The sequence below is a fragment of the Allofournierella massiliensis genome (genome assembly GCF_004345265.1).
Taxonomy (GTDB): Bacteria; Bacillota; Clostridia; order Oscillospirales; family Ruminococcaceae; genus Allofournierella; species Allofournierella massiliensis.
Map to the genome: position 1 here is coordinate 87,264 of NZ_SLUM01000002.1, position 12,815 is coordinate 100,078.

The following is a 12,815-nucleotide window of genomic DNA, read 5'->3' on the forward strand; positions in this document are numbered from 1 at the left end:
TAATCAAACTAGAAGTTTACTTCATGCGATTCCGGTAACGGCGAATGGTAATCCATTCGCAGACTGCCAGCACCAGGATCACTCCGGCCAGGCACAGATAGAACACGGTCTCCCAGGAGAGTCCGGCCACATCGCCGTCGGTCATGTAGGCGTTGCTATTGGCCACCGCATACAGGATACCATGGGCGGAATCCCGCATAGCCAGTACCGAGGTGGCGCTGGTCTGGTCGTGGACCGAGGTCTCCTCCACCAGATCCGGATTCAAGATGGCATTGGTGCCGTTGCGGATGGCCTGGTCGCCGTTAATGTAGTTGTAGCCGTCCAGCGCAGCGTCGGTGAGCACCATGCCGTTGAAGCCCCATTCCTCCCGCAGAACGGTCTTCATCAGAGCGGAGGAGCCGCCCACCCACTGGGGCCCCAGATAGTTGAAGGCCGCCATAGCAGCGGTGGCGTGGCCTTCCTTCACCGGCAGCTCAAAGGCCTTCAGGTAAATTTCTCGGATAGCCTGCTCGTTGGCCCACACGCACAGCTGGTTGTTCCGGTTCAGCTCCTGATCGTTCAGAGCGAAATGCTTGAGGAAGCAGTACACGCCCTTTTTCTGGGCGGCGGCCACCGACTGGGCAGCCATCTCACCGCTGAGCACCGCGTCCTCGGAATAGTATTCGAAGTTGCGGCCAGAGAAAGCAGAACGATGGATATTCATAGCGGGGCCGTACCAGCCGTTTACGCCCACCTCACTGGCCTCCTGACCGATCATCTCGCCCAGGCGGCGGGCCAGCTCCTTGTTCCAGGTGCAGGCCAGGGTGGTAGGCGCCGGGTAGGAGTAGCCCTTCATGCTGGGCTTGAAGAAGGAGTGCAGGCCGGAGGGGCCGTCGATCTCGTTGGTGGCAATCTTGCCGATGGAAGGAATTTCGATGGTGGAGAAGCCGGCCTTGGCGATCAGAGTAGACATTTCCTCCACAGTCAGCTCGTCCAGCAGCTGATCCCACAGGGGATCGTCATAATCCTTGCCCGCCAGGTCTTCCAGCATCACGCCATTGTCGGCGCCGGTGGTGGGCATCACGTCGTCGGGGTTGTTGTAGTCCTCGGGGTTATAGTTGTCGTTGTTCAGGAAGACCGCCTTCACCTCGTCCGGCATACTGTAGCTGGTGGGAGCTGCAGTAGCCTGGGCATAGTTTGCAAAATGATTGGCGCGGCTCAGATAGGTCACGTCGCCGCGAACGTCGTCAAACACATTGGTGGCGGCAATCCCGTCGGTGGAGCGGGCGTTCCCCTCGCCGTAAACCAGTGTTTCGGCCCTGTCATAGGTGCGGGAATCCAGCACAGTGTGGGAGTCGCTGCGAATGCTGATCACGTAACTTCCGGCCTCCAGCACATAGGCCCGGTTCACCTGATCGTCGTAGGAGGCCATATCCTCCTCATTGAAGGTAAAGGTAATGGTTTCGGAGGCACCAGGCTCCAGCAGACTGGTTTTGGCGAAGTCCAGCAGGTTGACCTCGGCCTTCTCAATGCCGCCGTTGGTATAGGGCGGGGTAAAGTAAAGCTCCACCACATCCTTACCGGCCACATCGCCGGTGTTGGTTACGGTTACATCCACCGTGATGGTTCCGTCGCCGTTTTCCTTCAGATCGCCCATGGTCTGGGTAAAGGTGGTGTAGCTCAGGCCATAGCCGAAGGGATACTGCACCGTGGTCTCGTAATCGATCAGGCCCTCCACCGCAGCGGTCTCGTAGAACTTATAGCCCACATAGATCCCCTCGGTGTAGTTCACGAAGGAAACCAGGTTGTACAGGTCGGTGTCCTTATCGGCAAATTCCTGGGTATTGTCGTACAAAAAGCTGCCGATGTTGTTGAAGTTGTAGCTCTGGGTCAGGTCATAGACAAAGGTGTCCGCCAGACGACCGGAGGGATTTACCTCGCCGCTGAGCACCCGACCCAGCGAACCGAAGCCGTCCTGCCCGGGGCCGGCCACAGTGAGCACGCCGTTGATGTTCTCGTACTCGTCCACCCAGCCCATCTCGAAGGCGTTGGCGCCGTTGTACAGCACAATCACGTTTTCAAAGTTGGCGGTGACCATCTCCACCAGACTGCGCTCGGTGGCGCTCAGCTCCAGATAAGTCTGGCCGGCCACAAAGTCACCCTCATGGGCCATTCCCGGCTCGTCGGTGATGTATTTTACCGTACTCATGTCGGTGGGCAGGTCGTCGCCCTCGCCGCCGATGCGGGCGATCACGATAAGAGCGGTGTCGGAAAAGCTGCGGGCATTCTCCAGCATTGCATCTGGGTAGCTGTCCACCGCAGGCTCCGGCAGAGTCCAGTTGGTGTTGCCATCCAGACTGCCAGTCTCTCGCACTGTGTTGTAGCTGGTGTAAAAGTCGCTCAGCTCGTCGTTCAGCTCAAAACCGGCGTTCTTCAGGCCCGCCAGCAGCGAAATAGCGGTGGAGCTGTCCACACCGCCGGAGCCGGTGCCGCCGTAGCAGGGATTAGTGGAAGCCCAGCCAAACACATTCAGCTTTTTCTGCGCAAGGGGCAGTGCGCCGTTCTGGTTTTTCAGCAGCACAACGCCCTCATCACCGATGTCGCTGCTCAGCTGCGCACCGGCAGCGACGGTCTCGTCGCTCAGCACCTTGGCCGGCTGCATGACCAGGCTCAGAGATGAATACATGGGTCCCATGCAGATACCGGTGACCCCCAGCGCAAAAGCCAGGATCACCGCAATCACTGATTCACTGCGGATCAGCTTGCGGCTCGGTTCGGGCTTTTGTTTGGTCACGAACAGCAGCACGCACGCGATCACCAGCAAAAACAGAAACGGAATCAGGTACGGCAGGCATTTTGACCCATAGTTGATAATGTCCTCCATGCGGAGCATATCCAATGCCATGATGTTTCCTCCTCAATATGATTTCACGGGCAGGCGGCGGTCTGCTTCGGCGGGTTTTACGGCCGCTGACCAGCCAAAGATAACGCCCGGCACCTGCTGAATCTGGGTGCATTGTAACACAGCGCCGCCCGGGAGAGGGTGAATTTTCGTATCCTGTCGAACCGGACCCGTATCCTGTAAAAAACACTCCCGGTGAGGGATACGGCCCAATGACCGCTCCCCCGCCGGGAGTGTTGTTATTAAACTGCAGATTCCGCGGCGCCCTCCTGCCGGGGTGGCTGGACCGGCAGCACAACGCACAACACAAACACATGGTCCTCCACCTGCACCGACAGCGAGCCGCCGTATTTTTCGGCGGTCTGCCGCATGCTTTTCATTCCGAAGCCATGGACCGCGCGGTCCTGCTTGGTGGTCACCGGCAGGCCATCACGGAACAGGGGTGGCGTTTCGCAGTAATTTTCCACCCGCAGGACGGACAGCCCATCCCGCCGGAACAGCGTCACCCCAATCACCCGCTTGGCCGGGTCCTGCAGCTGCTGCACAGATTCAATGGCATTGTCCAGCGCATTGCCCACCAACGCATACAGATCCACCGGGTTCATACCGGCCAGTCCCCGTCCATCGGCCATGCAGGTCCACTGGATGTTCCGGTGCTCACACACCAGGCTTTTTTCGGTGAGCACCGTGTTCAGAACCTCATTGCCGGTCTGTACCACCGCGTCGTAAATCAGTGCCGCCTGCTCGATCTCCCGCAGGGATTCCTCCCGCTGAGGCTCGCTGCAATGGCGCAGTGCAGCCAGCTGGTGCTTCAGATCATGACATTTGCGGTTGATTACCTCAATGGTAGCCCGGGAAAGCTGATACTGCTCCTTCTCCTTTTCCCACAATGCCTGCTGCACCTTCAGCTCGGCTTGCAGCTGCACCTCCCGGCTCTGGCTCACCTGCACCCACAGCACATAAGCGCTGCACAGCATGGCGTACACCTGACACACCAGAAAGGCTACGCCGCTCCCGCCCGAAAGCTTTGCCACCAGGCTCAGGAACAGCGCCACCGGAAGCACCAGCACCGTGATCCCACCGGCCCGGAACAGGCTGGCCCGGTAGCTGCCGCCCCGGCCCAGAGGCCGGGCACACAGCCGATAGATGAGAAAATAGGGTGGCACGTAGGCCAGCAGATAATAGCCCAGGGTCGCGGGGTCCAGCAGCCGCCAGATGTCGTGACCGGCCCCGGTGCCCAGGCAAAGCAGGATATAAAGCGAGGAGGAAAAATGCTGCATGGCATAGGCACAGATGGTACCGTAGACCGCATCCTCCACCGAAACGTCGCAGCTCAGCCAGATGGGCAGAACCACCACGATCAGCTGGGCCAGATAGGCTACACCCGCCTCGGCCACACCTGTGGAGGAAACACCTCCCACCGTCATGCTCACCACCAATGCCGCAAGCGCCCCCGCCCCAAAACGCAGCCAGGGGCGATGCCGTTTTTTCAGTGGCAGGGCAAACAGCAGACAGGCGGCCACCATTTCCAGGATATAATTGCACTGCTGCAAACGATCTAACAGTCCACTCATTCTCCCCCACCCCCGTAATAGGCCGAAAGGGCCTGCATGAAGGCCTTGCGTCGGGGTCGGCTGATCTTTAGTTCAGTCTCGCCCACCACCACCTGCTCCTGATTTACCGCCCTCACATGCATCAGATTCACAAGGTAGCAGTTGTTGCAGCGGGCAAAACCCTGAGGTTCCAGCTCCTGCTCCAGCTTTTTCATGCTTCCGGTAGCGGAGAATTCCCCTTCGCCAGTGTAGTAATACAAGCTGTGATCTCGCACTTCCACATATAAAATAGAACGTACCGGAATGCGGCGGAGCTCCCCCTTACTGCTCAGCACCACGCTGTTACCCTGCCGCTCGGCCAGAATTCGGCGCACCTTTTTCATCTTCATTTCAAAGGAATAATAGCTCACCGGTTTGAGCACATAATCCAATGCATCCACCTCATAGCCCCGAATAGCGTACTGGGCCATATTGGTGATAAAAATAAGGATTACGGTCCGGTCCAGCATACGCAGCTCCCTTGCGGTCTCCAGCCCGTCCAGGCCCGACATCTCCACATCCATGAGAACCAGATCGTAATTCGGTTGATATCCTTCCAAGAACTCTGCTCCGCTGCCAAACACCGTCGCGATACAGCATTCCCCGCAGGTCTCAGAAAACCGGTCAATCATCTCCTGAAGATGTCGGCGGTCACCCAAATCATCCTCTACAATTGCTATTCGAAGCATGTCGACCTCCTTTTTATCGCTCATCTTATTATAGCTGTCTCACACCACATTGACAACGACACTTCGTTGTCAATAATGTCATAAAAGCAATAAAATCATCAGGCACCACCCTCACATTCATTTACCTTGTGAATAAACATTTTTCAATCGGCGTGTTGAGGAGAAGGTCGTTCCCATGGAATTGGCATACTCCCCTGTGTATGCTATACTTTAAACAGTCTGAAAGTGTGGAAGTGGCATCCATGAATCGTACGGAATTGAAACGGTTTATTTTCGAAAATTATAATACGGAATCGGATTTTCCCTGGATGAAGCATCCCAATTATGAAGTATTTCGCCATAGCAACAATCAAAAGTGGTTTGCCCTGATTATGGATATCCCCAAAGGCAAACTCGGATTGCCGGGTTCCGATCTTTTGGATGTAGTTAATCTCAAGTGCGACACAATCCTGATCGGCTCTTTGAGGTGCGAACCAGGCTTTTTCCCAGCATATCACATGAACAAGGACAGTTGGATTACGGTTGCTCTGGATGGCAGCGTTTCAGATGACAAAATCAAAATGCTACTCGATGCAAGTTATGATGCAACCGCACCAAAGGCAAGGCCCAAGAAACACTAAAGAACATTTGCGCTCAGCAACAAATAAACGGCGCAGGCATCACTGATGCGGTGATACCTGCGCCGTTTATTTCAGGTTGCAGATTCGATGGTCATTCATCCTTGAATTTCAGATCTTCCCTGTTCATGGGCCCTCCCATATTATAGATGCACATTTATTCTGTCTTTCCCAAAGCCCAACATATCCCAAGGAAGCATATATTTCCGTCAGTCCGCACCGCTATTTTTTTCTTCCTTCAAAATATCAATAAGTTCCAGGACCTGCTCATAGGATTTGGCTGCCTCCGGCACACCCACCAAAGCATTCCTGATTTTTTCCAAAGCCCCAATATTGCCCAAACGATCTTCTTCCGTCTCGTTGTTTTCGCAGCTGATCAGCGATCCCAATATAAAATTCCGCATGGTTTCCGTCTCGGCGTTGTCATCTCGAAACAAATTTATAATTTGATCTTTATTGTCGGTCATTTCCTTCCCCCTTCTCTGTACTCGTCATTTAATCATTCTGGACTCCGGTTTTTATCCAGTAAGTTCTCCGACTCTGCCCTGATTCTTTGCCAAGTCAGAAGTTCTGCTGATGTAAAATTGCTCTGAATCATGACAGAAAAATCTTGCTTTTGAACTTTCCAGAACAGTACATCTACCATGCTGGAAATGAAATAAAGTTACTGTTGTCCTGCACAGCATCACAGCTTCGCTGTTTGCAGTTATACGCATTCAACTTGGCCGCCATGGTATCAATTATATCTTTCCACCAGCAGTCCCTCATGCCGAATATAATTCAAGAGAATACGTCCAGGCAGTTCTACAACTCCATATCTGGGTGTTGCGTAATTGATAGCACACCTGCTTCGGGCCTGTATTCCCAGACATTCGAACCCAATACGCTGGATCAAGCACTGACAGGCAGGGTTAAAGAGCATTGAAAAGCAGCGGTTTTTCTCTGCCCTTTTCCTCCATTTCTTATAATCCCAAATACGGAAACATCTCGAAGACGACCCCTACATAGAAACATCTTCCATGACAAGTTGTTCGCTTTCTGCATGACCGCAAAGTGCCAGAAATTCACCGGCAATATCCGAATTTGTGAACCGGAGTACATCCGTATCTTTTCTGCCAAACGCAAGAAAATCCACTCCTCCATACCACACAACGCTTTCATCAACGACGGCATACCGCTGATTGAGCGCCTTGTGCGTATGAACCACAATGTCCGCCAGTTCCAGCATCTTGATCGTTTCACGCACGCTTTCCTGATTTGAGAGTTCTCTGTCATCTAACGTTCTGGTATGGATTACAATTTCGACACCGGAAGCGACCGCCTTCTGCAAAGAGGGAAGCAATTTCACGATTCTTTCTTTTTGCAGATAAGGACTGACGATAACCACGCTGCGGATGGCATCATCCAAGTCCTGCTCAAAAGGAAGCATAGATGAGTGTCCATCATAAATCACACTGACAGACTGATCCGCTGCACCGAATTTGACCTGATATCCAAGTTCCGCATAACCTTTCAGGCGTTTATGATACATCCGCTCCAGAGTCGGAACATGGATATCCACATAATCGTAGATACGAACTTCCTGCTTTCCTTCATAATTTCTGTGGAGACGTCCGGCATACTGTGCCAATGTACCTTTCCACGATATGGGCATAGCCAGGAGCAGGGTGTCCAGCCGCGGGGCGTCAAAGCCTTCTCCAATATATTTTCCGGTAGCAACGACTACCACGTCCTCACCGTCAGGCACATTCTGCAATGCCGTCAGCTTTTCACGCTTATCCTTTTGCTTGTCACTGCCAATGAGCAGGAAAACATGTTTTACCTTGCCTGACAGATGACCGGCAAGCAGTACAGCGTGGTCTTTCCGTTCCGTCAGAAGAATTGGGGTGCGCCCCTCCTGAATCAACTTTAACGTGTCTGACACCAACAGTGCATTCCGGTTGTGATTTTCAATCACACCGGCGTACATATCCTGAATCCCGTTGGCATTCGGCAGTCTTAGACGTGTGAATCTGGGAATGACCATATGGGAGAATCTTCGCTTTTCCGCCTGACTTTTGGCATCCACCAAATACCGGACGGGGCCGCACTGCATAAAGATGATGGGATGATGACCGTCCTTGCGGACAGGGGTGGCAGACAATCCGTAAACATATTTGGCTTCCACTGCTTTCAGCACGGTTTCGAAGGTGAATGCGGCCACATGATGGCACTCATCCACAATGACCATTCCGTACTCTGTCACAAAAGACTTTACGGACTTTTCTCCTCCCTCAAGCAGAGACTGCATGGTGGCAATATCGACGATCCCACTGCGGGTATTCTTTCCGCTGCCAATTTGGCCAATGAGGTGCTGTTTTTTCTTCCTGCCCCGCTTTTTGGGCGGTTCCGGCAGAACTTCATGGATATTCAGAAATTGTTCCAGCGAGGATTTCCACTGTTCCAACAATGCACTGGACTGCACTAATACCAGGGTATTGACTTTGCGCTGTCCAATCAAATAGGCGCCAATTACGGTTTTCCCAAACGCAGTCGTTGCAGACAGAACACCCATGTCTGCATCCAGCAACGCTCTGGCGGCAGGTTCCTGTTCTGGGCGCAGCACTCCATTAAATTCCACATCAATGGAATGTCCCAGTGATCTGTGATCTTCCAGAACAACAGGGACTTCATATTGATTCAATGACCCCAGAAGTTCATCTATACAACCACGGGGAAGAGCGATGTATTCCTCGTCCTCATAGCCGCAGTCCAGAACACGAGGAATGCCATAAACGGAAATACGCATGGCTTGTTTGGAGCGAAATTCCGGATTTGGAAACGCCGCAAGCCGTTTGAGCGTATTCAACGCTCCTTGAGAGAAGCCCTTTTTCTCAATGTAAATCAAATTAGAACGATGCAGGTTTACCTGCAACGGAAAATCTCTGCGCGTCAGTTTTGTCTGGGTTCGCTTGCGTTTCCAGGGCACTTGCTTCTCCTCAGCATCCGCCAATTCTCCCATGTCCCCATGATAACACAGTTTCCTTAAAACTTCTTCCAACTGTTCCGGCGTGATTTTCGGCAAGGAGGACAGAAATGCCCACTGATCAGGATAAGGCTCAAAGCGGTCATCCACAAACAGAGAATTTCCGTCTTTCTGCGCCTGTCCTTGAAATGGCAAGGCAATCAAATTCCCGAAACCGCCCTTCGGAACAAGATCCTGAGACGGGAACAAACGATCATAGGATGAAAAGGATAGTTCATGCCGGCACGACATTGTCCGAGTCAGCAAACCGCTCCCCAAGCGCCTGGCATCGGCGGCGGAAACAGGCTCCGAAAAGAAAAACCAGACATGGGCGCCATTTCCGGAACGAGAGCGTTCCACTGCCGGTACAAGTCCCGCATCATTGCAGGATTTACAAAATGCAGTCACATCAAGTTTCCAGTTTTCTTCATCAAAATCCGCAGCCAACAGCCAGGTTTTGTTGTCCTCCAGCATTGGATAGATCGCCGCCACATCTCTGCACAAAGCATCACGGCCCATCAAATGCGCCTTGACTACATCGGCCGTGAGCGGCCGAAACTCGCGATTGGGACATTCTGCGCACCTGTATTTCTTCTTATCACACAGGCCATGCACCCATTCGTTTTTACAGACAGGGGTGTAACCGGTTTTTCCGGTGGTCGTGCTGTGATACCGGCGTGCATATACATCTTCCCGCCCTTTGAAAACAGAGAGGAAATACTGAATTTTTTCTCGTGAGGAGCTATGTGCGTGAACTGGGGCAGACTGTACATCCGTTCGCGCACAGCTGCGCCACAACGGCTCGGAGCAAACCGCCCTTTTGCCGTTTTCATCTTCACAGAGAAGCAGCGCCTGCTCTCCATCCAGAGACGGGACAATTTCAAGAAGTGTATACTCCCGTCCACTGATAATCGCTTTTCGATTCATACACAGCCCCTTTCTACACCAGCAGTTACTTCCGTCTATACTTTGTTTTCCTGCCGTTTCCGATCTGATAAATGAGCCCCTCCGCCACCATTCGTTTCAGAATCCGGTTGGCTGTAGCCTGGCTTACCTCCAGCAGCTGATCCACATCACTGCGCACGATATGACCATGTGAACCAATGAAATCCAGAATCTGTTGCTCTTCGCTTTTGAGCGTACCAACCAGTGTCACTGTATGATTTGCGCTGGCGTTCCTGTTTGGCAGCGTGATTTTGAATGCGTTGCTCGACACCTCGATTTTGGGCTTCAACTCCTTCTCCGTGTAGGCGTTTATGATTTTAGGCATACCTGTGCCGTATGCCTCAATCAGCTGCAGACGATAAAATACGGCTGCCAGTTTGGGATTTCGGCAAACAGAGAGTCCCAGCATAATGTCGTCAAGTGCAATGCCAGTTGGCAGCCCACCCACAGAGACAAATTCAATTCTGTCCGCATATACACTGACAAGGGTGCTTGCACGGAAAGAATAGTCTCTGTGAACCAGTGAGTTTAACATCGCTTCCCTCAGTGCATCTTCCGGATAATCCCGTGTATCGATTCGGTATAGCCCATCAAACGTTGCCTTTGTCTGGTTACGCAGATCGAGATAGCTGTATAGCTCCTCCATTTGCTGAAACAGCGAACCGTCAAATTCTCTTCTATCCTGAAAACTTCCTTTATCTTCCCCCGAGAAAGTCGCCGCCTTGATGGTGCCGGGACACTGATCGGACAGGAGGAGTGCTACATTGGAGTAAATACCATCTGCAGAAATCATCCCAAGGGTCTGCATTTTTGCAGCATCAAATGGGATATTCTGCTTTTCAAATTGCTTCTTTGCCGCGTCAAAGCTGAGGTTTTGTTCCAGTGAACGCATGGATTCGAAGCTGTCGCCATCAGTTTCTTTAATCATTCTTCGGATCGCAGTATCTGTAGCTGGGTCAGAAGAAGTACCGTTCCTGACATAGACCCCACTGGGTTTCAATCCCTTACTGCCCAGATAATAGGGCCGGTCGGTTCCTTTTTGAATGGTCACGGCAATGATATCTTTGTCGCCGACATGCTGGGTCTCATAGCCCACAAACATTGTCACATCAGGCTTAATAGAATCTCGAATCATATTGTTTAGCTGCAACATGACTTGGTCGGTGTTTTTGATCCCCAAGACAGTTCCGTCATTACTGACGCCAATATATAGCGTGCCACCTTTTGTGTTGGCAAAGGCAACGACTTCTTTGCAGATATCTCCCACAACCTCTGCTTTTAGTTCAACAACTTCACTCTCAACAAATACCATACATCGTGCCTCCTTTTCTTAGTTTTCATTATATTCATACTTGTCATTCTTGTCAAAATATATTCATCTGCCAAGAGCATCGTTCCGTGTTGTCAAAACCCACAGTCCAGAGGATTATTGGGTTTATACGGCGCAGTTTCTGCTCCTCTGTTCTGAGGTGATTGGCCTATCATCGCCCCCTAAAACCGGGCGGAACGTCTTTATAATACACCGAATCCAATCCCATACAAATCCCAAAAAGGCGAAAGGATTCCTTGCACCAAGCAGGGCGAAAAGTGGGAACTGCCGGAGCAGCGAAAAGGTTCAAAGAAGGCGGTAGAAAAATCAGCAAACAATTTTTTAATTCAGCTATGAACCTTATCCAACACATACATCCGCTCTGCCACTTTCTTCTAAACCAGCCCCTTTTCCTCGCGCAGCCGTGCCACAAAGGCCCCGAATTTTTCCTTATCAATTGCAAACACTCCGCTCACCTCGAGAAAATCATACCAGTGATCCGGCTGAGTGGCAACCGAACAACAGTAGAGTCCCCTTTTTTCGCCCGCCTGACAGAAGATTCCCTCCCCATTTCCGGAAAATGCGGAGCAGTTTTCCCTTCTATTGACACCCTGTCTGAATTCCTGTATCGTTTTTATAAAGATAGTTCCAAAATTCCGCGCATTTCGTCATCCGGAAGGTACAAAATGCAGTCAGGCAGGAAGGGATGTTTGCTCATGAAATGCTATGATGAACAGCTGCGTCAATTACAGGCCCAGTGCACCCGCAAGAAAAAACTGGAAGCTTCCATGGATGAACTGCGCATCCAGCGCAAAGCCTATGCCGACCGTGCGGATGAGCTTCGAAAGGTCCTCTCCAAAGAACAGGCAGATGTGGAACGGCTGGAGGAACGCAGTCTGGCTGCTTTCTTTTATCAGATGGTTGGCAAAATGGACGAAAAGCTGACCAAAGAGCAGCAGGAAGCCTACGCCGCTCAGGTAAAATACGATGCCGCTGCCAGGGAGCTGGAAGGCATTGAGCGGGATTTGAAACAATGCGAAGACGAGCGGAATTCGCTCTGGGGCTGTGAGGCTCGCTACGATTCCCTTTTGCAGGAAAAAACACTTGCCGTAAAAGCAGCCGGCGGGCCCACTGCGGAAAAGATTCTACAGCTGGAAGAACGGAACGGCTATCTGGACAGCCAAAAGCGGGAATTGCAGGAAGCTCTGATCGCTGGTAATGCCGCACTGTCCTGTGCGGATCAAATTCTGTCCGAACTGAACAGTGCAGAAGGCTGGGGAACCTGGGATCTGGTCGGCGGCGGACTGCTCTCGGATCTGGCAAAGCACAGCCATCTGGACCAGGCACAGGCTTCTGTGGAAACCCTGCAGTCGCAGCTGCGTCGCTTCAAAACCGAGCTGGCCGATGTGACGATTAATGCTGACATTCAGGTCAGCATTGATGGTTTCCTGCGCGTGGCCGATTACTTCTTTGATGGGATCTTTGCCGACTGGGCCGTACTGGATCAGATTCGCCAGTCCCAGCAGCAGGTGCAGCTCATCCGGAATCAGATTGAAATTGTTCTGAACCATTTACACACATTGATAAACCAGACGGACGCAGAGCTGTCCCGCATTTCTCGGGAAATAGAGCAGCTGGTCGCGGGTATCTCCATGTAAGATTCGTGAGTCGCACCTTTGCCGAGTGAAACTTTCTTCACCGCTCCACTTCGGATCCCGTTCGAGATAAATCCAAAACGGTCTGCATACCAGTGCTCCATGGGCTTTCCGGTACAGTTC

8 protein-coding genes are annotated in these 12,815 nt (G+C 52.2%); 2 read left to right on the top strand and 6 right to left on the bottom strand.

All coding sequences use genetic code 11. From position 1 onward, the window contains the following. Nucleotides 1-16: 16 nt before the first annotated feature. From EDD77_RS01565 to EDD77_RS01575, 3 genes are all read right to left on the bottom strand, one after another. Nucleotides 17-2,884, bottom strand: coding sequence for a glycoside hydrolase family 3 C-terminal domain-containing protein (locus tag EDD77_RS01565; protein ID WP_242868461.1), 2,868 nt, complete (start codon nt 2,882-2,884; stop codon nt 17-19). Between the two features lie 239 nt (nt 2,885-3,123). Next, on the bottom strand, nt 3,124-4,455 hold the full coding sequence (locus EDD77_RS01570; RefSeq protein ID WP_082669664.1) for an ATP-binding protein: 1,332 nt from the start codon (nt 4,453-4,455) through the stop codon (nt 3,124-3,126). Then, nucleotides 4,452-5,162: a LytR/AlgR family response regulator transcription factor gene (locus tag EDD77_RS01575; protein ID WP_077138607.1), complete on the bottom strand. Its 711-nt coding sequence runs from the start codon at nt 5,160-5,162 to the stop codon at nt 4,452-4,454. The genes EDD77_RS01570 and EDD77_RS01575 overlap by 4 nt, the downstream gene beginning before the upstream one ends. A gap of 242 nt (nt 5,163-5,404) precedes the next feature. On the opposite strand from EDD77_RS01575, the gene EDD77_RS01580 reads away from it, so the two are divergent. After that, nucleotides 5,405-5,782 (top strand): MmcQ/YjbR family DNA-binding protein, encoded by a 378-nt coding sequence (locus EDD77_RS01580; protein ID WP_058967210.1) that lies wholly within the window; start codon nt 5,405-5,407, stop codon nt 5,780-5,782. 206 nt (nt 5,783-5,988) lie between these two features. Here the strand turns inward: EDD77_RS01580 and EDD77_RS01585 are convergent, their stop codons facing one another. The 3 genes from EDD77_RS01585 to EDD77_RS01595 form a co-directional block, all read right to left on the bottom strand. Next, nucleotides 5,989-6,246 (bottom strand): hypothetical protein, encoded by a 258-nt coding sequence (locus EDD77_RS01585; protein WP_058966206.1) that lies wholly within the window; start codon nt 6,244-6,246, stop codon nt 5,989-5,991. Between the two features lie 533 nt (nt 6,247-6,779). Continuing rightward, nucleotides 6,780-9,710 (bottom strand): TOTE conflict system archaeo-eukaryotic primase domain-containing protein, encoded by a 2,931-nt coding sequence (locus EDD77_RS01590; protein ID WP_058966208.1) that lies wholly within the window; start codon nt 9,708-9,710, stop codon nt 6,780-6,782. A 25-nt stretch (nt 9,711-9,735) separates the two neighbouring features. Beyond that, nucleotides 9,736-11,040 carry an RNA-binding domain-containing protein gene (locus EDD77_RS01595; protein WP_058966210.1) on the bottom strand — a complete coding sequence of 435 codons (1,305 nt, stop codon included), beginning with the start codon at nt 11,038-11,040 and terminating at the stop codon, nt 9,736-9,738. 713 nt (nt 11,041-11,753) lie between these two features. On the opposite strand from EDD77_RS01595, the gene EDD77_RS01600 reads away from it, so the two are divergent. Next, nucleotides 11,754-12,695, top strand: a complete 942-nt coding sequence (locus EDD77_RS01600) for a hypothetical protein (protein ID WP_058966212.1) — start codon at nt 11,754-11,756, stop codon at nt 12,693-12,695. The last annotated feature ends 120 nt before the right edge of the window (nt 12,696-12,815 follow it).